Here is a 23,218-nt window from a genome sequence, read left to right on the forward strand (position 1 = left end):
AGTGCCCTGTCACCGTTTCGCCGGCTGTGCAGACCGAAGAAACTGTATGCAATCGTGCGAAGATTCTCGATCAAATTCTTGATGAAAATGTTCCGGATTTCGAACCGGGGCGGCACACACTACCGATCCGCCCAGGTTCATAAAGTAAACCGAAGGGGGGAGCGTGCCTATCGTTATATCTAGGGATGTATTTTCTGTGCTCGCCCGGCGTGCAGGGTTTAGCGTGTGGCCACCGCGCCGGCCTCGCCAAGCGCGGCCGCTTCGGCAAGGGCGGCGGATGAATGCACATTGCAGGTCACGCGCTGTCCAGTCCGGGGCGCGACCTGGTGCGGCTCGGTCTGCGTGAGGCAGTGCATGATGCGGCTTGCCGTGCCGATCTGCATCGCGTGGCGATAGAGCGGTCCACTGGCCGAAAGCGTACGGGCGGCAAAATTGACGGCTTCAAAGGCGATGCCGGCCTCGCTGCGAAGCTGTTCGCGGGAGAAGTGCCGCACATAGATCGTCGCGCCAGACTGTTCATGGATCAGCCGGGCGTAGATGCCGCGCCTGTCGGCGCGGTTCTCGATGCGGATTGCATAGGAGAGCGGATGCAGCGCGCGCGGCTTGCCAGAATCGGTGAGATGCACCGTCCTGTGATAGCCGGCGGAGTTGGTGACGGCGCGAGCGAATGCATTGCATTCACCGCCGGCCGGCCAGCATTGCTGGACATACAAGCTCGGCAAGGCTTGGGTCTGGGCTGCGAACCTGTTCTGTACCGTGAGGACGAGCTGGGCCTTGGCAATCGCCGCATTGGTCGTGTCCGGATAGACCGAGGGCGCCAGGAAGAACAGCGGCAGCAGCGAGAAGAGCGCGAGCGGCGAGGAGATCGGTGCAGGCAGCCATGAGCGGCGCGGTACAGGCGGTTCCCGAGCCTGATCGGGGGGCGGAGGCGGCCCCGCGTCGACGGTCGCTGCCGGTTGGGCTGCGGTGAACGAATATTCCGGAACATAGCTGCCCAGCGGAACGCGGATGCGCAGAGGATCCGATGCACCCTCCGTCTCGTAATATAGATCCAGCAGCTTTCTCAGCTTGCCGGCCTGCACGCGGACGAGCGGATCGTTGCCGCCATCAAAACCCGGCGGCCGGCCGAAAACATCGATGCCGATGCTATAGCCCTTCAGATGCGCCGCCTTGCCGGAAAGGTCACACTCGACGACATAGGAAAGAAATGAACGCAAGCGCTCGGAGCGGGCGAAGGCCTCGCTGGCGATGACAGCATGAAGGGCACGCCGCACGAGATCGCACGCCGGCCTGTCGGTCCTGCTCATGGTGTTGCCACAGAGGGGGCCATCGTCGCTGCCTGATTTCCTTCCGTTCCCGCAAGAAGTGCCGCATTCCAAAAATCAGGGGGAGTTTACCGGTGATTCTTGATCCTGAGCAAGGGGCGGGACGGGCGCGGCGGAGAAATAGCGAGCAGGCGTCGGGAGACGCGGCCGCACAGTGATTGCCCTTGTGGAAACAACAGGCTAGACCTGTATATAGCAAGAGGAGTGAGCTGCGTCATGCCTGCGAAACTGTCGGTCAATCTCAACGCCATCGCCATGTTGCGCAACCGTCGGGACCTGCCCTGGCCGAGCGTCACCGACCTTGGTCGGATCGCGCTCGAGGCCGGTGCCAGCGGGTTGACCGTGCATCCGCGGCCGGATCAGCGTCATGTGCGTTTCAGCGATCTGGCACCGATCCGCATGCTGATCGACACAGAGTTTTCCAGCACCGAATTCAATATTGAAGGTTTCCCGGAAGAAAGCTTCATGCGCCTCGTCGAGGAGCATCGCCCCGAACAGGTGACGCTCGTGCCGGACGATCCGGCGCAGGCGACCTCCGATCATGGCTGGGATTTCCGCAAGAGCCACAACCTGCTCGGAAACGTCGTCGGCCGGCTGAAGAAGCTCGGCCTGCGTGTCTCGGTCTTCGCCGACGGCGAGCCGGACCGCGCGGCGCTGGCCATCGCGAAGGACATCGGTGCGGACCGGATCGAGCTCTATACAGGCCCCTATGGCGGTTGTTACGACAATCCTGCGGAGGCTGCGCGCCTTGCCGATCTATTGGGCGAGACAGCGGACATCGCCCACGATCTCGGCCTTGAGGTGAATGCCGGCCATGACCTGACGGTTGCCAACCTGCCGGCACTCGTCGCGCGCATCCCGCGGCTTGCAGAAGTTTCGATCGGCCATGGCTTGACGTCGGATGCGCTGCAATACGGCATGGCGGAGACGGTGCGTCGCTTCTGCCGCGCCTGCGGCCAGGACGTTTGACGGTACGGCGCCGCGAAAGGAGCGCCGCGCCTTTTTCTTCAGCCCAGAAAGGCTGCCTTGTTGGCGGCAACGAAATCCTCGAACGCCGTCAGCGGGCGACCGGAGAGCGTTTCGGCGTCGCCGGTGACCATGGCGATCTTGCCGTCACGCGTGTTGGCGTCGAAGGAGACGATGGTCGGCACAAAGCCTTCCGGCAGGCCGGCCGCCTTCAGGCCCTCGGTCAACTGGGCATCCGTGACATGGACGACGGCGAGCGGCTTGCCGGTTGCGGCGGAAACGATCGCGGCGATCTCTTCGGCCGTGCGGCTGTTCGTGCCGGTCAGCGTGTAGGTCCTGCTCTCATTGCCGGCCTTCAGGACGGCGCCGGCAAGGGCGGCGGCTGTGTCGGCGCGCGTGATGTGGGCGATCTTGCCTTCGCCGGTCGAGGTGTACCATGAGCCGGTTGCAAGCGCGTGCGGCAGCGACATGAAGAGGTTTTCCGCATACCAGCCATCGCGCAGGATCGTATAGGGGATGCCGGTCGCCTTGATGGCTTCCTCGGTGCCGAGATGATCCGGCGCGAAGGTGACGCGCGAATCGTCCGGCTGCGGCATGGATGTGTAGAGGATGTGCTTAGCGCTGGCTTTTTCCGCGGCGGCTACGGCCGCCTTGTGCTGGGCGAGGCGTTTTCCGGGCGCATCGAGTGCGTCGGTTGAGATGATCAGCACCTTGCCGGCGCCGGCAAAGGCGGCATCGAGCGAGGCCGGGTCGTCGAAGTCGGCGGTGCGCACGGAGACGCCCTTGGCGGCATAGTCAGCGAGTTTGGCGGTATCGCGCGTGGTGGCGATGAGGTTTTCCGGTGCAACTTTGCCGGAGGCGAGAAGCGTATCGAGGACGAGGCGGCCAAGCTGGCCGGAGGCGCCGGTAACGAGAACTGTGTCGGTCATGTCTTTACCTTTGTGTGGGGCCGTTCTGAAGGGCCTTTCGGGCAGGCGTGGCGGGGAGGCGTCGTCCATCCTGCTGGTTGGTCTCTTATCGAGACTTGCTCTTATCTGGTAATCTGGTAGAGCCTGTAAAGGAGGCAGTTTTTTCTGCGGTGGTTACCTGGAGGGAACCGGCTATGAACAAGATGGTCGATCGGGCCGAAGGCGAGCGGGTGTTGATGATCGACGGCGTTGCCATGTCGATGGACGATTGTCCCGTGCGTGACGTGCTGAACAGCGTCGGCGGGAAGTGGACTTCGCTGATGATCCTCGGCCTTGCCGATGGACCGCGCCGTTTCTCGCAGCTGCGCCGCTTCATCCCGGATATTTCGCAGCGCATGCTGACACAGACCCTACGCGACCTGCAGCGCGATGGCTATATCACGCGCACCGTCTATCCGACCCAGCCGCCGAGCGTGGAGTACCGACTGACGCCGCTTGGCCAATCCTTCCTTGCGCTCCTGCGCTCCCTGGTGCACTGGTCTACCGAAAACCACGCTGCGATCCGGGCCGCCCGGTTGGTCTACGACGCAGAAGCGCACTGACAATCCGGCCTTCTGGCCGTTTCGGGGAAGGGCATGAAGCCACTGGATATCGGCATTGCCGGCGCGGGGCCTGCGGGGCTTGCTGCAGCATTGTTTCTTGCACGCGCCGGTCATCGGGTGGAGCTCATTGAGCGTTTCGACTGTCCATCGCCGGTCGGCTCTGGCCTGCTGATGCAGCCGACGGGGCTCACGGTGCTTGATGCGCTCGGTCTTTCCCCCACGATCCACGCCCTCGGCAACCGCATCGACCGGCTGCATGGTGCGGACGCGCGCAGTGGCCGCACCGTTCTCGATGTGCGCTACGACGCACTGGCCGGCGGTCGCTATGGGCTTGCGGTGCATCGCGCGGCGCTGTTTTCCACGCTGCATGATGCGGTGGTGGCGGAGGGATTGCCCATCCGCACCGGAATCACTTTGGCAAAAGCCGAAACCCGGCAGGCCCGCACGGCGCTGCATGACCCGGACGGCGAGATCGTCGGCGACTATGATCTTGTGATCGACGCGACCGGCGCGCGCTCACAACTCGTCGCGGCCTCCGTCGTCGCACCGAAGGTGACGGAGCTTCCCTGGGGCGCCTTCTGGGCGACACTGGATTGCGACGGCATTGCGCATGACGACCGGGCGCTCGCCCAGCGGTATGATGCCGCGAAAGTCATGATCGGCATCTTGCCGGTCGGCCGGGCGCATCCGGGCGAGGGCCGCAAGGCCGCCTTCTTCTGGAGCCTCAAGACGGCGGATGCCGACGCCGTGAAGCGCGCCGGGCTTGCGCAGTGGAAGGCCGGCATCACCAACCATTGGCCGGAGACGGCGCCCTTCCTCGCGCAGATTTCGGATTGGGACCAGCTGACGCTCGCCCGCTATGCCCACCGCACCACGCTTCCGCCCTTTGCGGATGGCATTGCCTTCATCGGTGACAGCGCCCATTCCACCAGCCCGCAGCTTGGGCAGGGGGCGAACATGGCGTTGCTTGATGCGGCGACGCTGGCGCATGCGCTTTCGTCGGCGGCCACCGTGGAGGAGGCGCTTGCCGCCTACGCCGCGGCGCGCCGCCGTCACGTACAGCTGTTCCAGCTGCTGTCCTATGTCTTCACGCCGTATTACCAGTCCGATTCCCGAGCGATCGCCTGGCTGCGCGACCGGCTGGTGGCGACCGTTGCGAAAATCCCGCCAGCCCCGCAGGTCCTCGCCGCCATCGTTTCCGGCACGCTTGCCGATCCCTTCACGCCGGCTGGGCTTCAGGAATGCCGCTGGCTGGAGACTGCGCTTCGGGAGGCCTGACCGGCGTCTGCCAGCCGTCAAGGTCCAGTGCCCAGATCTGGCCGACGAGATCCTGGCCGAAGCTGTGATGCGCTTCCTCTTTCTCCAGCCTGAAGCCAGCGGTCTGGTAGATACGGCGCGCGGCTGTCAGGATGTCGTTCGTCCAGAGTTCCAGCCGCTTGTAGCCCGCCTTTTGCGCGAAGCGAATGCACTCCGTCACAAGCCGCGTGCCGAGACCGTGGCCCCGAGCGGCGGCATCGACATGCAGCAGGCGCAGCTTCGCGGTGCTTTCGCCGCCCTTGACCAGAAAGATGCTGCCGACGAGGTCGCCGTTCTGTTCGGCGATCCAGCAGCGTTCGCGGGAGGCATCGAAGTTGCGCAGGAAGTTTGCACAGATTTCGGCGACGAGGGCCTCGTACTCTGTATTCCAGCCGTAGGTTTCGACATAGCTTTTCGCCTGGCTGGCGATCACCCGGCCCATGTCGCCGGCGCGGTGGTCGCGAAGAACGATCGGATCGCCGCTCTGGCCGCCGCCGAGCAGTCTGGTGGCCTTGCAGAGAGATGCGCCGAGGGCAACGCGTTCCGCTTCGTCGAGCGGCGCGATGAGGGTGGAAATGCTATCCCGGGAGCGGATAGCAAGATCCGCGGCGACGGAGCGACCGCTTTCAGTGAGGCTGAGAAGCCGCCCGCGACCATCCGCCGGATCTTTTCGGGCATCGACCATGCCCTTGCCGGCAAAGGCTTTCAGCATGCGGCTAAGATAGGCCGGATCCAGCGACAGTTCTTCGGTGAGCAGCGATGCGGAGGTGGAGCCGCGGACCGCCAGTTCGTAGATGACGCGCGCTTCGGTCAGCGTGTAGGGCGTGTCGAGATAGGCGCGGTCGAGCACGCCGATGCGATTGGTGTAGAAGCGGTTGAAGGCGCGGATGGTTTCGATCGTGTCCGCGCCACCATTTCCGGGAGGCGTTGCAATCATGGTGATCTCCTTCGATCACCATGATTGCAATTTATTGGACTGAGTCAACTATTTTAAGCAGCTTCGCTCACGACCATCGGGCCGAGGGCGAAATCGACGGCGGCCTTGGCGTGAATGGCGGTCGAATCGAAGCCGGGCAACGACAGTGCATCGGGATCGAGCAGCAGGCAGATTTCCGTGCAGCCGAGGATGACGCAGTCGGCACCGTCAGCGCGGGCAGAATCGATAAGGGCGAGAACGCGTTCGCGCGAGCTTTCCAGCACCTTGCCCTGGCAGAGTTCGTTGAAGATGACGTCGTGGATCAGCGTGCGGCCGTCTTCATCCGGCACCATGACGTCGAGGCCGGCCGTCTTCATGCGATCGGCGTAGAAGCCGTGCTCCATCGTGTAGCGCGTGGCGAGGAGGAGGGGCCGGCGTTTGCCAGCCGCGAAAATTTCGCGCGCGGTCTCGTCGATGATGTTGAGCAACGGTGCCTTGACGGCAGCCTGGACGTCGTCGGCAACGAGATGCATGGTGTTGGTGCAGATCAGAACGCATTCGGCGCCGCTCTTTTCGAGGCCTGCAGCAACGGCGCCGAGGCGCTCGCCGGCGGTATCCCAGCGGCCGGCCTTCTGAAGGTCGACGATGGACTGGAAATCGACCGAATGCACCAGAATCTCCGCCGAATGCAGGCCACCGAGCCGCGCACGCACCGCTTCGTTGATCATGCGGTAATAGACCGCCGTGCTTTCGAAGCTCATGCCGCCGATAAGGCCAATCGTCTTCATGGTTGTTTCCCCGTGGATTGTTTCGATGGCAATCAGAATGCCGCAAGAACGACGGTGATTGTTCGCAAAGTTTCGAGCATTTTTCCGATGTTGAGAGGATTACTCTTGCCTATCGACGAATGTGCGCGCTTTTCTTGCGTGTATACAAGAATGGAAGGGGAATCTCGGCGTGCTGGATGAACGGGACAGGAAATTGCTGGCGCTGCTCCAGGAGGACGCGGGTGCGCCCGTGGCCACGCTGGCGGACAAAGTGAATCTGTCGCTGTCTGCCTGCGCGCGACGTATCCAGAGGCTGGAGGAAAGCGGGTACATCGCCGGAAAGGTCGCGCTGCTCGACAGCAAGAAGATGGGCGTACCGACGACAGTCTTCGCGCTCATCAAGACGGCGCATCACAGCGACGACTGGATTGAACTGTTTGCGCGCGCCATTGCCGACATTCCCGAGGTCGTCGAGGCGCATAGACTGACTGGCAACTATGACTATATCCTGAAGATCGTCCTGCCGAGGGTCGAGCACTACGACGTGGTCTACAAGCGCATCGTGCGCAAGGTCGAGCTTTTCGACGTGTCCGCGTCCATCTCGATGGAGGTGTTGAAAAGCGGATCACGCCTGCCGGTCGAGCACGCGGAATAAGAAAATTCCCGCGTAAGCAGGCACAAAAAAGGCCGGTCGAAACCGGCCTTTCTCGTTCTTTGCCGAAAGCGGCGGATCAGGCTGCGACGAGCTGATCGGCCGACATCTTGCCGGACTTGCGGTCGTGGACCAGCTCGAAGCTGACCTTCTGACCTTCGTCCAGACCGGTGAGGCCGGCGCGCTGAACGGCGGAGACGTGGACGAATACGTCCGGCTCACCGCTGTCCTGCTGAATGAAGCCGTAGCCCTTGGTGGAGTTGAACCATTTTACGGTACCAGTTGCCATGACGAAACCTTTCCTAAGCCGTCAAATCAATCTTCGGCTGCCAACAGCGGCAACCATGGGAGGTCGAATTTGAAGGGTAGGTTCGTAACCACAGGCGTAGCCTGCAATTACGGAAGTCAACGTTCAAATCTCGATGCGGGAGAAATAATTGGTTCGTCATCTTCGGTCAAGATGGGGTCCCAGGGCGATCAAAGGACTTTATTCAGGGGCAGAGAGTGCCGGGTCGTTCTCGCACTGAGAGATTGGCAACTGGCGGAATGAGTGGATCGCGAGGATGCGTTCCTCGTCGGCATCGGTGTCCACCTTCATGCAAGCGCAGGCATAACCGTAGTTGCCGTTGGTGCGCACATAGTCACCTTCGGAGATGTCGGGGATGCTCTCGATGCCGTCCGGCTCATAGTCACCGCCCTGGGTCATGATCGTCCAGGTACCTTCGCTGTCGTCCAGCCACCAGTTGGCGGGCGTCGGATTCTGCAGCCAGCCGCAACGGGTTTCGGCAGCTTCGGCGCTCGTGGCCGCGAGGGCGAGAAGGGCACATACCAGCAGTTTTTTCATGGTCTTGCCCTCACATGCCGGTTTTCTTGCAGTGGAATGTGTCGCCGCTTGTTTCGGAGGCCCAGTCCATGTCCGTGTCGGTAATGTTGGCGAGGCCGATGCGGTAGTCGTCGGCAAAGGTCAGGATGTAAGCGCCGCCGTCCTTCTCGCTCTTGAGGATCGGCATCGGTCCTTCACCGGAATCGTATGCGTCGGCGGTGAAGGTGAAGGTCGCAACCTCGCAATCCCAGGTGCCGACATAGGGCGGTTCTTCGCTGGCGTGCGCGGGCAGGGTGGAGACGACGAGAGCGGCGAGGAGACGAAGCATGGCGGCGGATGTCCCGTGCTGGAGCGCGTAGATGACATGGAAATGTACCAGCAAAGAACGGTTGAGGGCGACGGCTTATTCTCGCGCAATGGTAAAAGGCCCGGCAAAGCGGCCGGGCCTTGTCTTGATCCTGGGCAGGCTATCTGACGTCGATCGGCAGGCGATCGTCGCAATGGCGGACCTTCGTCCGGTGGCCGCTCTTGTCGAAGAGCACGGCCCAGTTCGTCGAACAATAGGCGCCGCTATTCGCAAGGATGACCCTGTGCTTCTTGCGGACATGGGTGATCGGTTCGCGCTCGACAGTGCGGAAATACTCGCCGCGACCGTTCGAGCCTCTGTCACCTCCATTGTCGCCGCGGCCCGATTTCTGGGCCAGCGACGGAGTGGCGAAGGAAGCGACGGCCGTGGCGAGGGCAATGGAAACGAGAACAAACCTGCGCATGGACTTCTCCTTGAGTTGGCAGAGCGCCTGTTTCGCTCTTGGGAGGAGAGTCTCATGTCAGTTGGCGGGCCGCTGTCTCCGGGGAAACAGGGCACAAAAAAGGCCCCGGAAACCGGGGCCTTCTTATTATGAAGTGTCAGGCGGGGCGCCGTTTGTCCACACGGTGGTGGTCAAGGAAGGTCGCGATGGCCGATTCGCCGTAGAGGCGTCGTTGTTCAACAAGGGCCGTGGCAAGGCGGGCGGCATCACCGAAGGTGGCGATTTGCGCGGCCGCGGCTGCCGGATTGCGGGAAAGCGCATCGGCAACGAGATCCGCCATGGTGCGTGGCAGGAGATCGGTGCAGTCTCGCATGCTTTCGAAGACGATGCCGATGGGAACGATCTTGTCGTCGTAAATCACCATCGGTTCGGCGCGTTCGTCTTCCCAGGCATCAAAAGCTTCCAGGGCATCACCGAACGCTTGCTGCAGAGTGATGGGAGCATGTCCTTCGTGAAGGTCTGGCAGGAAATTCAACATTTTCTGTCTCCTTGGCGTAAGGGCGTTTCTCTTTCGTACTCCTGTACTCAGGCCTCGATGCCGGCTGCCGTTCGCAATGTGAGCGGCCCGCTGCACCGCAGGTCTCACAAATCTTAACAACAGGAAACGTCTTGGGAAGCGAAAAATTTTGTTCAGACCGCGCTGACTTGCGTGTTTCAAGCGACTTCTGTTTCAAATCAGCGAGATAGCGGAAAGAAATTTTCTTCAACGTTGTGCGTTGCGGTCATAATTGTGTGGCGCAGCAGGCTGCCGGGTCGAGATCTGACTGGGCAAATCACTTGATTTCACTGCTTTGCAAGAAGGGTGTTGACCCGAAAGCCATACATCGCTAGAAACTGCCGAACCGTACGGTACGGTACGCAAATTCAACAGGTGAACATCTTGCAGATCGTGGAGCAAGGCAGGGCAGGCGCAGCAGGCGGACTGACAGAACGTCAGGGCGCGGTGCTGGAGCGTGCGCTCGGCTTGCTCGTCGAGGGCGGCGAACGGGCGCTGACGACGGCCGGTGTGGCGCGCGCGGCGAACTGTTCGAAGGAAAGCCTCTATAAGTGGTTCGGCGATCGCGACGGGCTGATTTCGGCGATGATCACCTACCAGGCCGGCAAGGTGCGCACGGTCGAGGTTGCCGCCGGCGCGCTGACCACCGAGACGCTGCGCAAGCACCTTCTGGCTTTTGCGCGCGACTTGATCGACGTGCTTTCCGGCGACGTGTCGCTGGCGCTGAACCGTCTCGCCATCGGCCAGGCGAGCCGCGAGGGCGCAGGCCTTGGTCGCCTGTTGCAGGAGCGCGGCCGCCGACAGATCGGCAAGCGCGCTGCCGCACTGCTCGAAGCCGGCCGCAAGGCGAAGCTGCTTGCATTCGATAGTGCCGACGAGGCATACGGCACGCTCTACGGCCTGATCGTCTCCGACATGCATCTGCGGATGCTGCTTGGGGAAGATGCCGCAGCGCTGAAAAAGGAATTCTCGCCACGCGCGGAGAAGGCAGTGGATGCCTTCCTGACGCTTCACGGCGTGAAAGGGTAAGACCGGCGGGCAAACCGCCGGTTCAGGTTAAACAGACAGCAAGGGAAGGAACCATCGATGCGCGTCTATTACGATCGTGATGCCGATCTCAACCTCATCAAGGCGAAGAATGTCGCCATCGTCGGCTATGGCTCGCAGGGCCGTGCCCACGCCCTCAACCTCAAGGATTCCGGCGCCAAGGGCGTCGTGATCGCGCTCAAGGCCGGTTCGCCGACGGTCAAGAAGGCCGAAGCCGATGGCTTCAAGGTCATGACGGTTGCCGAAGCCGCCAAGTGGGCCGACCTCCTGATGATGGCGGCGCCGGACGAACTCCAGGCCGACATCTACAAGGCCGACATCGCCGGCAATATCCGCGACGGCGCTGCCATCGCGTTTGCCCACGGCCTCAACGTGCATTTCGGCCTCATCGAGCCGAAGGCTTCGCTCGACGTCGTCATGATCGCGCCGAAGGGCCCGGGCCACACGGTTCGCGGCGAATACCAGAAGGGCGGCGGCGTTCCCTGCCTCGTTGCTGTTCACCAGAACGCTTCGGGCAACGCCCTTGACCTCGCGCTCTCCTACGCCTGTGGCGTTGGCGGCGGCCGTTCGGGCATCATCGAGACCAATTTCAGGGAAGAGTGCGAAACCGACCTCTTCGGTGAGCAGGTCGTTCTGTGCGGCGGTCTCGTCGAGTTGATCCGCGCTGGCTTCGAAACGCTGGTCGAAGGCGGTTATGCGCCGGAAATGGCCTATTTCGAGTGCCTGCACGAAGTGAAGCTGATCGTCGACCTGATCTATGAAGGCGGCATCGCCAACATGAACTACTCGATCTCCAACACGGCCGAGTGGGGCGAATACGTCACGGGCCCGCGCATCATCACTGCCGAGACCAAGGCTGAAATGAAGCGCGTCCTCGCCGACATCCAAACCGGCAAGTTCACCTCCGAGTGGATGCAGGAATGGAAGGCCGGCGGCGCACGCTTCAAGGGCATCCGCCGCAACAACGACTCGCACCAGATCGAAGAAGTCGGTGCAAAGCTGCGTGGCATGATGCCGTGGATCGGCAAGAACAAGCTGGTCGACAAGGCCGTCAACTAAGCGCTTCTGCATTCCGTGCAGAGCGGCCGGCCGGGCGGTTTTCCGCCCGGCCTTTTATTTCAGAAAACCTGAAATAATGCAGTGCATCCTTCCGCGTCACTGCGGTGCAGCAAGTAATAAGCTTGCCTGAAGCGCCGAATGAGAACAAAATACGCAAGTGTTTCGTTCAGTTGTCGGGAGGATCGTGCAATGACCACCATTGTCCAATACTTCGCCTGGTTCGATCTTTTAATCCTGGGCAGTATCGCCATGCTTGTGCTGCTCAGCCTCTACGGCGACCGCACCACCTGAGTGTGAGTGCTGCCTGAAATGGCCGCCGGAGTGCACCCGCTCCGGCGAGAATAAAGCCGCGCGAAATCTTGGGTCGCGCGCTGTTTCTCTTGGTGCGAATATTTAGGTCAGCATTATTGACATAAAAACAGCGCCGTGATGAGGTGCGTTCAAACAACAAGCCCGAGGAAACCTCTATGTTCAAATGGGAACAGGCCTTCGCGACGCGTGCGTCGCGTATGAAGGCGTCCGAAATCCGTGAATTGCTGAAACTGCTGGAACGGCCCGACATCATCTCGTTCGCAGGCGGCATTCCCGATCCGGCGCTGTTCCCGAAGGAGGATTTTGCCGCCGCCTATGCCGATATCCTCGCCGGCGAGGGCGCTGCTGCCGGTCTGCAATATTCTGTCAGCGAGGGCTACAAGCCGCTGCGCGAATGGCTCGCCGGCGAAATGGCCAAGCTCGACATTCCCTGTTCGGCCGACAATGTCTTCATCGTCTCCGGCTCGCAGCAGGGCCTCGACTATCTCGGCAAGCTCTTCCTCTCGCCGAAGGATACGGCGCTCGTCACCTGGCCGACCTATCTCGGCGCGCTCCAGGCCTTCAATGCCTATGAGCCGACCTATGACCGGCTGAACCTTTCCGGCAACCGCACGCCGGACGCCTATCGCGCAACGGCGACGGAAGCCGGTGGCCGCGTCAAGTTCGCCTATCTCTCTGCCGATTTCGCCAACCCGACCGGTGAAACGGTTGATCGCGCCGGCCGCGAAAAGCTGCTTGAACTGGCGGAGGAGCTGGATATCCCGATCATCGAGGATGCCGCCTATCAGTCCCTGCGCTATGACGGCGAGGCCGTGCCGCCGATCCTGGCACTGGAAATCGCCGAGAAGGGCAGTATCGACGCCGCACGGACCATCTATTGCGGCAGCTTCTCCAAGACGCTCGCACCGGGCCTGCGCGTCGGCTATATCGTCGCGGCAGCCCCCGTCATCCGCAAGCTCGTACTGATGAAGCAGGCGGCGGACCTGCATTCCTCGACCATCAACCAGATGGTCATCGCCCACGTTGCCGAACGCGGCTTCGAGGCGCAGGTCGCAAAGATCCGCGCCGCCTACAGCGCCCGCCGCAACGCCATGCTGGCGGCGCTCCAGAAGTACATGCCGGACGGCGTTAGCTGGACGAAGCCGGAGGGCGGCATGTTCGTCTGGGTCACGCTGCCGGCCGGCATGGACGGTGCGACGCTGCTTGCCCGCTCCATCGAGACGGAAAAGGTCGCCTTCGTGCCCGGCCAGGCTTTTCACGCCGATGGCAGCGGCGCCAACACGCTGCGCCTCAGCTTCTCCTGCGCCGACGCGACAACGATCGAGGAGGGCATCTCCCGCCTCGGCCGGTTGCTCTCCAACGAGCGCCTTGCTGCCTGATCTGACGGGCGGCTAGTGCGCTTAATCCTCTCTCTCCCTGTAAGCAGGGAGAGAGACTTGCCCAGCGAAATGGCTGAGATACCAGGAAACGGAGCGGCCTGTCGCCTTCGCCCCGCTTGCGGAAAAGCTGGCCGGCAGGCCGGATGAGCGGCAAGCCCTTAGTGTGAGAGGCAGGCCATCGCCGACTCGAACACCAGATCCGGCAGGACTTCAAACGTATAAGGCGCGTGTACGCGCTCCCATTTCTGGTGATAGTCACGCCCCCACGGGCCGATATTGACCGTCGGGAAGGAGAACAATCCTTGCCCTGCGTCGTCGGTGAAGGCCGCTGAGGGCGTGTTGGCGGCGAGAAGGCCGGTTTCGCCGGCATCCGGACGGTGGCCGAAGAAGCTCATGTCGGAAATGCCGGCAAAGATCTGCTTGAACTTGATCGACGTGCCATGCCACGTTGCGGCGTCCTCCATTACCGCCTGAAGCCGGTCGCGCATCATGCGCCCCGTTTCGCCGGCGCGTTCCAGATGCACCAGCGGATAATGCAGGCTGCCGAAGCCGATGATGACGGCTGGGCCTTCGATGCCCGCTTCCGTCGCTGCGGCCGCGACGATCTCGCGGCTCACCTTCAAGGGATCGGTGCCGCCGGAGAGGGACCGGTCGAGCGCCGAGAGACGATCGAGCGCTTCGCCGCCTCGCGCTTTCAGCCGCTCCAGAAGTTCGGCATAGGTCAACACGCTGCCTTCCGTCCTTGCTGCCGGACGACCCCGGTAGCGGGCCTGGTGCGCGTCCTGCGTTTCGAGTGCAGTGTTCAGCGCGCCGGTCACCAGCGTGCGGAAGTCACCAAAAATGTCGGCGGCGCTGCGGCGGTGTGTCAGCCAGTTGAAGGAGAGCCAGACGCGATCGGGCGTCGTCACGTCGTAGCCGTCGCGGATGTCGCGCGCTTCCAGGCATACCGGCGGCGGGGAGCGCTCGCCAAAGGCCTCGTCGCTGAGTTCCGGCATGGTGTCCATGGCGCGGATGATTTCGGCGCTGATACGGTGGGCGCTCGTGCCATTGAACGGATAGCCGGCATGGGTCGGGCGGCCGATGACGAAGGCGAAGGGGGCGAACTTGCCGATCGAACCCAGATAGACTGCGCGGCCTTCTTCGCCATCGCGCTCGCAGCTCGATGCATCGAGGTTGATGCCGGCGACGATGTCGAGGTCGAAGCTGCGGGCGATCTCCGGCAATGCATTGCGCAGACTGCGCATGCCGCGTGAGCGGTTTTCCTCGTCGGGTGTCGCGACGAACAGGATATTGCCCTCCGGCGCCTCCAGTCCGGCGAAACGCTCCAGCGCCGCGATGCCGGCGGCAAGGCCGCTCTTCATGTCGAGCAGGCCGCGCCCGGCGATGAAATCGCCACTCTCGAAATCCTTGAGTGCCTTCGCTTCCGCGCCGTTCAGCGGGCGGCTTCGGAGTTCCTTGAGAAGGGCTTCCGTCAACGGCTCGGGATCGCAGGCGAGCGGCGCAAGCGTGCCGTAATTGGCAATGGAAACGGTATCGAAATGGCCGGCCAGCACCACCGTGCGTCGCCCGCTACCGCGCACCAGGGCCACGACGTTCTGCGTCATCGGCTCGCCGTGGCTGTCCACGGTAATAAGCTGCTGGGGATGGCGCTGGAAATAGGGTGTTTCGGCGAGATGCGCCCGCAGCTTTTCGGAGAAACCGGCCTCGTCCGGTGAACCGGTCACGCTCGGCCAGCGGGTCATCATCAGCGAGAGGTCTTTGGCGCGTGAGGCTGCGGCGTGGAGCGTGGTTTCGTCGGTCATGGGGATCGGCCTGTCGGAAGCGGTTGCGTCGAGAAGGTGCATAAGCTAGCCAAGGAGGCCGGCAAGCGAAATGGCAATATTTTGAGAAAATTGCTACGTGGATTGCCGTTTCGTCATCTTAAACTGGCATTTCGGTAGCATGGACACGATCGACCGGAAACTTCTCGCTTTCCTTCGCAAGGATGGCCGTGCCTCGCTCTCTGCGCTGGCCGCTGAACTAAATGTCTCGCGCGGCACGGTGCAGAACCGCATCGAGCGGCTGACGCGCGATGGCGTCATTGCCGGTTTTACCGTGCGGGTGACGGCGGCAGACGATCCGCATGCCGTTCGCGCCGTCATGATGATAGAGATCACCGGCCAGAAGACGCTCTCCGCCATAAAGGCCCTGCGCGGCATTCCCGAAATCCGCGCGCTGCACACGACGAACGGCGCCTGGGATCTCATCGCCGAAATTCAGACGGACAACCTTGTCGAGTTCGAGCGAGTGTTGCGCGGAATTCGTGCCATGGATGGGGTGTCGAAATCCGAAACCAGCCTGCTTCTGACGACGCTGTAGATTATGGCATCACGATATCTATTTCCTCGCCCGTCGAGGAATAGGTAACGCGGCCGCCCTTCCAGCCGTCCGGGCTTTCTAGACGAATTTCCAGCGTCACCTTGCCATCCGGCGAGGGCACCATGAAGCTGCCGTCCGGGGTCATCAACTGGCCGACCGAGAAGGTGTAGCGCGACAACGCCATCTCCGAACCGACCTGCAGTCGGGAAAATGTCCGCGCGGTCAGTTCGTTGAGTTTTTCGGCGGAGAAGAAGGCGAGATCGCTCATCCGGTAGAGCCGCTCCGGGCGGAACTCAGAATCCCAGGGCATCATCATCGTCATGGCGGTGATGCCGCGGTCGTTGGCGGTGTAGCTGCGCATCTTGCCGGGTGCATCCGGCACTTCGGCGAGGATCTGCATCGAATCGTGGCTGATGCTGAGTTCGGCGAAACGCGCGTTCTTGCCGAATTGCTCGTTGATCACGGCGAGCGTGTCGTGCGTCGTCTTCGGATCGAGCCAGTTGCGCCTCGGCTGGCGTGCAGCCGGTAGATTGGCGGCGCGCACCGTGCCGTCGGTCGTCAGCTCGATGGTTCCGCTGTTGGAAAACAACGCTATCTCCCCGGATTGCGTCCAGTCGGTGAAGTGGACGGTCCAGCGCAGCTCCGGTTTGCCGGGGCCGCCGGAGAAAAGCCGAAGCATCATGTAGTTCATCGTCGACTTGTCGTTGCCCCAGGCCTTTTTCGCGGCATCCCGGATTTTCCCCAATTGCCAGAGATCGACATCGGCAAGCGAAAAGCCCGGCTCCGCCGCCGTGCCGGGGAACATGGGCGAGGCGATCGGCGAGCGCGTCACGCCGGATATGTCCCACGAGTAGCCGACGGTGGTCTCCTTGAGCGACGGATGGTCGGCCTTCACCTGCACCGACTTCGGGTAGATCGTGATGTCCCGAATGATCGGCTTGCCGCTGATGACGCCGATCAGGCTTTCGATCGCCGCTTCCTTTGGCCAATCCTCGTCGTTGATGAAATGCATGGTCCGGGCGCGCGCGGTATTGGATAGGTCGCCGCCGATGATCGTGCCCTGCGCATCCGCATAGACCGTGGCACTTTCCCGCGGTGAGGCGACATAGATCGACCAGCGGATATCGCCGTAGGACGCCGTCGGCAGCAGGCTTACGCGCCTGGCGATTTCGATCGACTGAACGGTCCCGCCCCCCTCCAGCTTGGCATAGGCCACCGCGCGGCTTGCAACATCATCGGTCTTGCCAAGTGTGATCGCGTCGAGAGAGAACAGACCGCTGGCAACGTCGTCCACCATGGCCGGTGCCGGGCGTGCGGCGGGGCCGGCCACGACCTCGGTTTCGAAGAAGATGAGGCGAGACGCCTGCCGGACCTGCCATTCCTCCACGTCGCCCGGCCGCGACCCGCCGAGCAGCACCGTGACCGCCTTGTCGGTGATTCGAATCGTGTGCAGTTGCGGCGCCCGGCCGAGTTTTTCGACAATGCGCCCGACCGCCCGGGCGGCTTCGCCCGGCACGGTGATATAGCTCTCGGCAGCGCGGGCGGGCACGGCGAGGAGAAGAAGGGCCAGCCAGGCCGCCAGCAGTACCCGTACCGTGCTGGATAGACGTTCCATGAGCGTTGCCTCCGTCTGCCACCGGAATGCGCATCATCCGTGCTGGGTAACGGCGTTGCAAGTCGGTTTATTCCGGCAGGGCGGGTGTCACCGCGAAAAGGCGCTTTCCATTGCCGGGCAGCCGGTTACACTTCGGCCAGCATACCCGGAAGGACCTCATGTCGCTACGCCTCGCCACATTCAACATCGAAAACCTCATGACCCGTTTCGATTTCACGGGTTTCCGCAACCAGGTTCGCCAGGATCGTGTGCTTCGCCTGTTCGATATCCGCAGCGAGGCGGAATACCAGCGGCTGGAGGAGGCGCGCGCCATCGCCTATACCGACGATGCACGCCAGCATTCGGCGCTCGCCATTGCGGATGCGGATGCAGACATCCTCTGCCTGCAGGAAACCGACAACATGGCGGCGCTGCAGGCCTTCGAATACGGCTATCTCTTCCGCATGGTCGGCAACGGCTATCGCCAGAAATACCTGATCGAAGGCAATGACAGCCGCGGCATCGACGTCTCGGTGCTGATGCGCGAGGAGACGCGCGACGGCCAGCGAATCGAATGTGTCGATATCCGCAGCCATGCCGCCGTCACCTATCGCGACCTTGATCTCTACACACCGGACCTGGGGCAGGGGCTCAAGCCGGACGACAGGATTTTCAAACGCGATTGCCTGGAGATGGACCTGCGCATCGGCGGCCGGCCTCTGACGCTTTATGTCGTGCATTTCAAATCGATGGGGCCGGGACGGGAGGGCATGGATGGCCGCCAGTCCACCATGCCGGTGCGCATGGCGGAAGCCCGCGCGGTGCGGCGGATCATCGAGAACCGGTTTGGCGTTGGAAAGACGGCGGACAAGGCTTTCGCGATCTGTGGCGATATGAACGACTATCAGGCGAAGCTGGCGGTCGAAGGCGACCGGCGCACCGGCTACCGTTTCGTGCCGAAGGACGAGGCGGGCAGCGCGCTCGATGTCTTCAGCGCCGATGGGTTCGCGATCAATCCCGTGCTGCGCCGGCCGGTCGAGGATCGCTGGACGCTCTATCACAGCCGCGGGCCGGAGGAGCGCCATCTTTGCCAGCTCGACTATATCTGGCTGTCGCCGTCGCTGGCCGAACACAATGCGCAGCACGTTCCCGAAATCATTCGCGCCGGCCAACCCTTCCGCACGATCTTTCCACCGGGGCAGGAGGTGGACCGCTATCCGCGTGTCGGCTGGGACCGGCCGAAGGCGTCCGACCACTGCCCGGTGGTCATGACGCTCGATCTCTAGGCTTTCAGCGTGTCATTTCTACTTGCCCACGGAGGAGGGCTCGGGCACGTTTAGAAAAATGCCCGCGCGGCAAAACGGAATACGGAGAATGCCTTGTCCCGTCGCTACGCCATCTACGACGTCTTCACCGACACGCGGCTTGCCGGCAATCCGCTGGCCGTCGTCTTCGATGCCGACGATCTCGACGATAGCGCGATGCAGCGCATTGCCGGCGAGTTCAATCTCTCCGAAACCGTTTTCGTGAAGACGCCGGAGAACCGCGCACACAGCGCCCGCCTGCGCATCTTCACGCCTTGCCGCGAATTGCCCTTTGCCGGCCATCCGACAGTGGGCGCGGCGATCGCTATCGCCGAAGCGGCGGAGAGCGACAGGGCAGGGCCGCGCGACCTGGTGAGCGTGTTGGAGGAAAATGTCGGTCCGGTGCGCTGTGCCGTGAGGCTTGGCGACCGCGAAGCGGCCTTTGCTGAATTCGACGTGCCGCGGAAGTCCACCCGCCTCGATGGAGCCTTCGACAGGCAAGCGCTCGCCGATGCCTTCAGCCTGAAGCCGGGCCAGATCGGTTTCGAGAACCACGTGCCTTCGCTGTGGAGCGCCGGCGTCGCTTTCGTGATGGTCCCGGTGCATGACCTTGCGGCCGCAATCGCCGTGGAGTTCGATCCGACACTCTGGGAGCGCTGCGCACCCTTTGCCGAGGGGCGGCTTGCCTCTGCCTATCTCTATTGCCGCGGCGGCGTGAACCACAATGCCCGTTTCCACACCCGCATGTTCGCGCCCGACATGGGCATAGTCGAAGACCCGGCGACGGGTGCTGCGGTTGCCGCCCTTTCGGGTGCCATCCATTTTTTCGACAAGCTGGTGGATGGCCACCATCCGTATCTCATTGAACAGGGTGTCGAAATGGGCCGCCCGTCTCATATTCATCTGCATCTCGATGTGTCCGGGGGCGCGATCACCAGCGCGCGCATCGGCGGCGAGGCCGTGCGCATCGCCTCCGGAATGCTGGATTTGTGACACTTGTTTTGCGCTGCAAAAGAAAATCATGCGTCTGCGCATTTTTTTCCGGGTGCGGTATGGACAAGGTCTGCGAAGGCCTTTATACGCCCCTTCATACCGCTGAAACGGTTGTGTGTGGGTGATTAGCTCAGTTGGTAGAGCAGCTGACTCTTAATCAGCGGGTCCACGGTTCGAGCCCGTGATCACCCACCAAAACTTTCCTATTCCGCTGATTAAACAAAGATTTGCTCCCGGCCGGGGCAGCGCTGGTGCGTTGCCGGCCTCGATGCTTTTGGCCTCTTGTCATGGGCTTGCGCGCTTCCATATTGCCACTGGTGCACAAGGAGCGATCCACATGAACGACAATGCGGTCGAAACGCCGGACGAGGTGGTTGCCTATTGGTGCGAGACGCTGACGGCGAATGATTGGTGGCAATCGGCGCCCGATCTTGATGCACACGTCACCGAACGATTTGCCGCAACGCACCTGGCGCTTTCGCGCTACGTGACGGCGCCTTGGCGCGCAGGCCCCGAGGCGCGGCTGGCGGCCATTATCGTGCTCGACCAGTTTCCCCGCAACATGTACCGCGCGTCGCCCATGGCGTTTGCGACGGACTGGATCGCCCGGCGCGAGGCGCGGCTGGCGCTGGAGGCGGGTGCGGACAGGCTTGTGGGCTATGACCGCCGGCATTTCTTCTATATGCCGTTCGAGCACTCGGAGACGCTTGCCGATCAGGAACTCTCCGTCGAGCTTTTCAAGGCGCATGGCGACGAGATGTATCTCGGCTATGCGCTGCGCCACCACGAGGTGATTGCCCAATACGGCCGCTTCCCGCATCGTAACGCGTATCTGGGTCGTGTTTCGACACCGGAAGAAGAAGCCTATCTCGCCAAACCGGGCGCAGGATTCTAGCCGCGCAGGCGGCATGGTTTAAATTGGCCGCAATCATGGCTAGAAGGGTGCGGAATCGCATGGTTTCGCTGCGTCGTCTGTTTCTGTCCAACGAGGATGGCCTTTTGCCAATTTCCCGCCTTCTCTTCGTCCTGCTGACGGTTCTCTCGTTTACCGTAGCGCCCGTCGCCGCGCAGACCGCGGCGGCGCCTGCTGCCGATACGACGGCGACGCAGCTCCAGCAGGCGAGTGCCGATCTCGACCGCGCGGGCGGGCAGCTCAACGCCATTCGCGAGCGGGTCGAGCGGTACAAGGACGACGATGCGCACCTCGTCGAACTCAAGGTCGAGGCGGAAGCGCTCAACCGGTCTATTCTCGCAATGTCAGTCGCGACACGTCCCCGGCTGGAGGCGATCAAGGCCCGCCAGGCTGAACTCGGCGATCCGCCGGGCGCGGGGGCTCCGGCGGAAGCCGACGTCGTCGTCGAGGAGCGCAAGAAGCTTGCCGCTGAACGCAACGAAATCAATGCGCTGACGGGCGAGGCGGAAAATCTTTCGATCGAAGCCACGAAGCTTTCCAACCGCATTACGGAAATGCGCCGGCAGCTGTTCAGCGAGGCGATCCTCAAACGTACCGACGTGAACGCGGACCTGTTCACGGAGGCCTCCGGCGCGATTGCCGAGGAAACGCAGACATTCGGCCGCACCGTGACGGCGTGGATGCAGTTCGTCTGGAAGTTCAAGCGGATGCAGCTTTTTGGCGCTGTCGCGCTGTCGCTGCTGGCCGCACTCGTCCTGCTCTCCGGCAGCTATCGGCTGTTTGCGCCGCTCATCACCCGCGGGGTGCGGCAAGATAAGCCGCACTATATTACACGCCTGTCCGTCGCCTTCTGGTCGACGGTCCTGCCGACTATGGCTGCGGCCGCCTTTGCGGGGGCCAGTTACTTCTTCCTGGACGCGTTCAAGGTATTGCGCACCGACATCGCGCCGATCATTTCGATCGGGCTCGGTGTGGTCGTCGCTGTCTATTTCATGGCGCAGCTTGCCAATGCTGTGCTTTCGCCCAGGGATGGTCATTGGCGTCTGGTGCGGGTTTCCGATCGTGGCGCGCAGCTTCTGTGGCTGCTGATCTGCAGCATGGCGATCGTCAACGGTGCCGATTACTTCCTCGGCACGATCAGCGAAGTCCTCGGCTCGCCGGTGGTGCTGACCGTCGTGAAGAGCTTCTTTGCTTCGCTCATCATCGGCGCGCTGCTCCTCGTCACGGCCTTCATCAAGCCGGTATTGTCGAAGGGGGAAGCGCCGGATTCACAGGGTCGACCCTGGCCACGGTCGATTTTCGTCCTTCTGATCCTGACGGGTCTCGTTCTCATCTTCGCGCCCTTGCTAGGCTATGTCGGCATGGCGCGGTTTATCGCAACGCAGATCATCGTGACGGGCGCGGTGATCGTAACGATGTATATCGGCTTCCTTTCCGGGCGCGCCGTTTCGGCCCCAAGTGCCTTTGCCGAGACGGCGGTGGGCAAGCGGCTCGAGGAGCGCTTCGGGCTCGGCCAGGTCGCGCTCGATCAGGTGGGGCTTGCAGCGGGGCTCAGCATTTATCTGCTGGTCTTCGTGCTGTTCATTCCGCTGATCCTGCTGCAATGGGGCTTCCAGGTCGCCGACATCGAATCCTGGACCTATCGCTTCTTCACGGAAATCCGCATCGGCAGCATCACCATCTCCCTGATCGGCATCCTGGTCGGCATACTGCTCTTTGTCGTCGGCCTTGTCGTCACGCGCTGGTTTCAGAAGTGGGTGGACGGTAATGTGCTCGCCCGCAGCCAGGTGGATGTCGGTGTGCGCAACTCCGTGCGCACGGCGGTCAGCTATGCGGGCGTGGCGCTCGCGGGCCTTATCGGCCTGTCGGCGGCCGGCATCAATCTTTCCAGCCTTGCGGTCGTCGCCGGTGCCCTCTCGCTCGGTATCGGTTTCGGCCTGCAGAACATCGTGTCGAACTTCGTCTCCGGCCTCATCCTGCTCGCCGAGCGCCCGTTCAAGGTGGGCGACTGGGTGGTGGCTGGTACGACCGAGGGCTTCGTGCGCCGCATATCCGTGCGCGCAACGGAGATCGAGACGTTCCAGCGCCAGACCGTGATCGTGCCAAACTCCGTGCTGATCAACGGCCAGGTCGGCAACTGGACGCATCGCAACAAGCTCGGCCGCATCGAAGTGGCGCTCAGCGTTCACGCCGGCAATGATCCGCGCCGCGTGCAGGACATTCTGACGGAGGTTGTTCGGGCACAGCAGGGGCTTCTGCGCAATCCGGAACCCGTGGTGGTCTTCCAGGCGTTTTCATCGAGCACGCTGGACTTTGAGGTTCGTGCCTTCCTCGCGGACATCCTCAACGGCACCAGTGTGAAATCGGAACTGCGCGCAGCCATTCTGGAGCGGTTCCGCGCAGAGGAAATCCCCCTTAGCGGACCAGCGGCGGCGGAAGTGCCGATCAAAATATCGCCGGAGGGTGCTGAGCTTATTACGGCTCTCCTCGACCAGGCGGCGGAGAAACTGCGCGCGCCCGCCACCGGCCGGCGCCGCAAGCTGGCGAACGAGGATCCGGACGCCGAGCCCTCTGCCTGACTTCCGGCACATGAACGCCGCATTCACGCTGCATTCAGCCGTCCCCACATAAAACGTGATGCAAATCCGATTGAGGAGCGATAGTGTTCCTTCGGGCTTGTGAACAGGGGCGGCGCTTGG

The 23,218-nt window shown here is 62.4% G+C and carries 23 protein-coding genes and 1 tRNA gene; 13 read left to right on the plus strand and 11 right to left on the minus strand.

Annotation, left to right across the window (positions count from 1 at the left end):
• Positions 1-218 precede the first annotated feature (218 nt).
• The gene (locus tag ACT6VE_RS03165; RefSeq protein WP_444797153.1) at positions 219-1,307 is read right to left on the minus strand and encodes a hypothetical protein; all 1,089 of its coding nucleotides are present in this window, start codon (positions 1,305-1,307) and stop codon (positions 219-221) included.
• Between the two features lie 234 nt (positions 1,308-1,541).
• Here ACT6VE_RS03165 and ACT6VE_RS03170 point away from each other — a divergent pair, with 234 nt between their 5' ends.
• Entirely contained in the window at positions 1,542-2,294 is a 753-nt protein-coding gene (locus ACT6VE_RS03170) for a pyridoxine 5'-phosphate synthase (RefSeq protein ID WP_444797154.1), read from the plus strand.
• 38 nt (positions 2,295-2,332) lie between these two features.
• Here ACT6VE_RS03170 and ACT6VE_RS03175 read toward each other — a convergent pair whose 3' ends face one another.
• Complete coding sequence (locus tag ACT6VE_RS03175; RefSeq protein ID WP_444797155.1) at positions 2,333-3,220, minus strand: SDR family oxidoreductase; 888 nt, start codon at positions 3,218-3,220, stop codon at positions 2,333-2,335.
• A gap of 173 nt (positions 3,221-3,393) precedes the next feature.
• On the opposite strand from ACT6VE_RS03175, the gene ACT6VE_RS03180 reads away from it, so the two are divergent.
• Both ACT6VE_RS03180 and ACT6VE_RS03185 read left to right on the plus strand, forming a co-directional pair.
• Entirely contained in the window at positions 3,394-3,801 is a 408-nt protein-coding gene (locus tag ACT6VE_RS03180; RefSeq protein ID WP_444797156.1) for a winged helix-turn-helix transcriptional regulator, read from the plus strand.
• 33 nt (positions 3,802-3,834) lie between these two features.
• Positions 3,835-5,079 carry an FAD-dependent oxidoreductase gene (locus ACT6VE_RS03185; protein ID WP_444797157.1) on the plus strand — a complete coding sequence of 415 codons (1,245 nt, stop codon included), beginning with the start codon at positions 3,835-3,837 and terminating at the stop codon, positions 5,077-5,079.
• On the opposite strand, the gene ACT6VE_RS03190 is transcribed toward ACT6VE_RS03185, so the two are convergent.
• Positions 5,021-6,034, minus strand: a complete 1,014-nt coding sequence (locus tag ACT6VE_RS03190) for a bifunctional helix-turn-helix transcriptional regulator/GNAT family N-acetyltransferase (RefSeq protein WP_444797158.1) — start codon at positions 6,032-6,034, stop codon at positions 5,021-5,023. The genes ACT6VE_RS03185 and ACT6VE_RS03190 overlap by 59 nt on opposite strands.
• A gap of 53 nt (positions 6,035-6,087) precedes the next feature.
• Positions 6,088-6,801, minus strand: a complete 714-nt coding sequence (locus ACT6VE_RS03195; RefSeq protein ID WP_444797159.1) for an aspartate/glutamate racemase family protein — start codon at positions 6,799-6,801, stop codon at positions 6,088-6,090.
• Positions 6,802-6,970: 169 nt separating this feature from the next.
• Between ACT6VE_RS03195 and ACT6VE_RS03200 the strand changes: the two genes are divergently transcribed.
• On the plus strand, positions 6,971-7,435 hold the full coding sequence (locus tag ACT6VE_RS03200) for an Lrp/AsnC family transcriptional regulator (RefSeq protein WP_444797160.1): 465 nt from the start codon (positions 6,971-6,973) through the stop codon (positions 7,433-7,435).
• 76 nt (positions 7,436-7,511) lie between these two features.
• On the opposite strand, the gene ACT6VE_RS03205 is transcribed toward ACT6VE_RS03200, so the two are convergent.
• The 5 genes from ACT6VE_RS03205 to ACT6VE_RS03225 form a co-directional block, all read right to left on the minus strand.
• Positions 7,512-7,721 carry a cold-shock protein gene (locus ACT6VE_RS03205; protein ID WP_444797161.1) on the minus strand — a complete coding sequence of 70 codons (210 nt, stop codon included), beginning with the start codon at positions 7,719-7,721 and terminating at the stop codon, positions 7,512-7,514.
• A 198-nt stretch (positions 7,722-7,919) separates the two neighbouring features.
• Positions 7,920-8,276 carry a DUF4087 domain-containing protein gene (locus ACT6VE_RS03210; protein WP_444797162.1) on the minus strand — a complete coding sequence of 119 codons (357 nt, stop codon included), beginning with the start codon at positions 8,274-8,276 and terminating at the stop codon, positions 7,920-7,922.
• 10 nt (positions 8,277-8,286) lie between these two features.
• The gene (locus ACT6VE_RS03215) at positions 8,287-8,583 is read right to left on the minus strand and encodes a hypothetical protein (RefSeq protein WP_444797163.1); all 297 of its coding nucleotides are present in this window, start codon (positions 8,581-8,583) and stop codon (positions 8,287-8,289) included.
• Positions 8,584-8,722: 139 nt separating this feature from the next.
• Positions 8,723-9,025 (minus strand): hypothetical protein, encoded by a 303-nt coding sequence (locus ACT6VE_RS03220; protein WP_444797164.1) that lies wholly within the window; start codon positions 9,023-9,025, stop codon positions 8,723-8,725.
• A 136-nt stretch (positions 9,026-9,161) separates the two neighbouring features.
• Positions 9,162-9,542 (minus strand): hypothetical protein, encoded by a 381-nt coding sequence (locus ACT6VE_RS03225; RefSeq protein ID WP_444797165.1) that lies wholly within the window; start codon positions 9,540-9,542, stop codon positions 9,162-9,164.
• 402 nt (positions 9,543-9,944) lie between these two features.
• Here ACT6VE_RS03225 and ACT6VE_RS03230 point away from each other — a divergent pair, with 402 nt between their 5' ends.
• The 3 genes from ACT6VE_RS03230 (at position 9,945) to ACT6VE_RS03240 (ending at position 13,357) form a co-directional block, all read left to right on the plus strand.
• The gene (locus ACT6VE_RS03230; RefSeq protein WP_444797166.1) at positions 9,945-10,589 is read left to right on the plus strand and encodes a TetR/AcrR family transcriptional regulator C-terminal domain-containing protein; all 645 of its coding nucleotides are present in this window, start codon (positions 9,945-9,947) and stop codon (positions 10,587-10,589) included.
• Between the two features lie 57 nt (positions 10,590-10,646).
• Positions 10,647-11,666 (plus strand): ketol-acid reductoisomerase, encoded by a 1,020-nt coding sequence (gene ilvC / locus ACT6VE_RS03235; RefSeq protein WP_444797167.1) that lies wholly within the window; start codon positions 10,647-10,649, stop codon positions 11,664-11,666.
• A gap of 467 nt (positions 11,667-12,133) precedes the next feature.
• Positions 12,134-13,357 carry an aminotransferase-like domain-containing protein gene (locus ACT6VE_RS03240; protein WP_444797168.1) on the plus strand — a complete coding sequence of 408 codons (1,224 nt, stop codon included), beginning with the start codon at positions 12,134-12,136 and terminating at the stop codon, positions 13,355-13,357.
• A 158-nt stretch (positions 13,358-13,515) separates the two neighbouring features.
• On the opposite strand, the gene ACT6VE_RS03245 is transcribed toward ACT6VE_RS03240, so the two are convergent.
• Entirely contained in the window at positions 13,516-15,159 is a 1,644-nt protein-coding gene (locus tag ACT6VE_RS03245; RefSeq protein ID WP_444797169.1) for a M20/M25/M40 family metallo-hydrolase, read from the minus strand.
• A gap of 139 nt (positions 15,160-15,298) precedes the next feature.
• Here ACT6VE_RS03245 and ACT6VE_RS03250 point away from each other — a divergent pair, with 139 nt between their 5' ends.
• Positions 15,299-15,715 carry an Lrp/AsnC family transcriptional regulator gene (locus tag ACT6VE_RS03250; RefSeq protein ID WP_444797170.1) on the plus strand — a complete coding sequence of 139 codons (417 nt, stop codon included), beginning with the start codon at positions 15,299-15,301 and terminating at the stop codon, positions 15,713-15,715.
• A gap of 1 nt (position 15,716) precedes the next feature.
• Here the strand turns inward: ACT6VE_RS03250 and ACT6VE_RS03255 are convergent, their stop codons facing one another.
• Positions 15,717-17,330: a hypothetical protein gene (locus ACT6VE_RS03255; RefSeq protein WP_444797171.1), complete on the minus strand. Its 1,614-nt coding sequence runs from the start codon at positions 17,328-17,330 to the stop codon at positions 15,717-15,719.
• 158 nt (positions 17,331-17,488) lie between these two features.
• Between ACT6VE_RS03255 and ACT6VE_RS03260 the strand changes: the two genes are divergently transcribed.
• From ACT6VE_RS03260 to ACT6VE_RS03280, 5 genes are all read left to right on the plus strand, one after another.
• Positions 17,489-18,595, plus strand: a complete 1,107-nt coding sequence (locus ACT6VE_RS03260) for an endonuclease/exonuclease/phosphatase family protein (protein WP_444797172.1) — start codon at positions 17,489-17,491, stop codon at positions 18,593-18,595.
• Positions 18,596-18,688: 93 nt separating this feature from the next.
• The gene (locus tag ACT6VE_RS03265) at positions 18,689-19,606 is read left to right on the plus strand and encodes a PhzF family phenazine biosynthesis protein (RefSeq protein WP_444797173.1); all 918 of its coding nucleotides are present in this window, start codon (positions 18,689-18,691) and stop codon (positions 19,604-19,606) included.
• Between the two features lie 119 nt (positions 19,607-19,725).
• Positions 19,726-19,801 (plus strand) — tRNA-Lys (locus ACT6VE_RS03270).
• 142 nt (positions 19,802-19,943) lie between these two features.
• Positions 19,944-20,501 (plus strand): DUF924 family protein, encoded by a 558-nt coding sequence (locus tag ACT6VE_RS03275; protein WP_444797174.1) that lies wholly within the window; start codon positions 19,944-19,946, stop codon positions 20,499-20,501.
• Positions 20,502-20,611: 110 nt separating this feature from the next.
• Entirely contained in the window at positions 20,612-23,098 is a 2,487-nt protein-coding gene (locus tag ACT6VE_RS03280) for a mechanosensitive ion channel domain-containing protein (RefSeq protein WP_444797448.1), read from the plus strand.
• The last annotated feature ends 120 nt before the right edge of the window (positions 23,099-23,218 follow it).

The sequence above is a fragment of the Shinella sp. genome (genome assembly GCF_052438155.1).
GTDB lineage: Bacteria > Pseudomonadota > Alphaproteobacteria > Rhizobiales > Rhizobiaceae > Shinella.

Coding starts and splice junctions, on each gene's coding strand:
- ACT6VE_RS03215 (WP_444797163.1), bottom strand. CDS start 8,583: ATGCTTCGTCTCCTCGCCGCTCTCGTCGTCTCCACCCTGCCCGCGCAC.
- ACT6VE_RS03275 (WP_444797174.1), top strand. CDS start 19,944: ATGAACGACAATGCGGTCGAAACGCCGGACGAGGTGGTTGCCTATTGG.
- ilvC (WP_444797167.1), top strand. CDS start 10,647: ATGCGCGTCTATTACGATCGTGATGCCGATCTCAACCTCATCAAGGCG.
- ACT6VE_RS03190 (WP_444797158.1), bottom strand. CDS start 6,034: ATGATTGCAACGCCTCCCGGAAATGGTGGCGCGGACACGATCGAAACC.
- ACT6VE_RS03220 (WP_444797164.1), bottom strand. CDS start 9,025: ATGCGCAGGTTTGTTCTCGTTTCCATTGCCCTCGCCACGGCCGTCGCT.
- ACT6VE_RS03175 (WP_444797155.1), bottom strand. CDS start 3,220: ATGACCGACACAGTTCTCGTTACCGGCGCCTCCGGCCAGCTTGGCCGC.
- ACT6VE_RS03180 (WP_444797156.1), top strand. CDS start 3,394: ATGAACAAGATGGTCGATCGGGCCGAAGGCGAGCGGGTGTTGATGATC.
- ACT6VE_RS03260 (WP_444797172.1), top strand. CDS start 17,489: ATGTCGCTACGCCTCGCCACATTCAACATCGAAAACCTCATGACCCGT.
- ACT6VE_RS03250 (WP_444797170.1), top strand. CDS start 15,299: ATGGACACGATCGACCGGAAACTTCTCGCTTTCCTTCGCAAGGATGGC.
- ACT6VE_RS03245 (WP_444797169.1), bottom strand. CDS start 15,159: ATGACCGACGAAACCACGCTCCACGCCGCAGCCTCACGCGCCAAAGAC.
- ACT6VE_RS03195 (WP_444797159.1), bottom strand. CDS start 6,801: ATGAAGACGATTGGCCTTATCGGCGGCATGAGCTTCGAAAGCACGGCG.
- ACT6VE_RS03240 (WP_444797168.1), top strand. CDS start 12,134: ATGTTCAAATGGGAACAGGCCTTCGCGACGCGTGCGTCGCGTATGAAG.
- ACT6VE_RS03185 (WP_444797157.1), top strand. CDS start 3,835: ATGAAGCCACTGGATATCGGCATTGCCGGCGCGGGGCCTGCGGGGCTT.
- ACT6VE_RS03210 (WP_444797162.1), bottom strand. CDS start 8,276: ATGAAAAAACTGCTGGTATGTGCCCTTCTCGCCCTCGCGGCCACGAGC.
- ACT6VE_RS03170 (WP_444797154.1), top strand. CDS start 1,542: ATGCCTGCGAAACTGTCGGTCAATCTCAACGCCATCGCCATGTTGCGC.
- ACT6VE_RS03255 (WP_444797171.1), bottom strand. CDS start 17,330: ATGGAACGTCTATCCAGCACGGTACGGGTACTGCTGGCGGCCTGGCTG.
- ACT6VE_RS03205 (WP_444797161.1), bottom strand. CDS start 7,721: ATGGCAACTGGTACCGTAAAATGGTTCAACTCCACCAAGGGCTACGGC.
- ACT6VE_RS03165 (WP_444797153.1), bottom strand. CDS start 1,307: ATGAGCAGGACCGACAGGCCGGCGTGCGATCTCGTGCGGCGTGCCCTT.
- ACT6VE_RS03225 (WP_444797165.1), bottom strand. CDS start 9,542: ATGTTGAATTTCCTGCCAGACCTTCACGAAGGACATGCTCCCATCACT.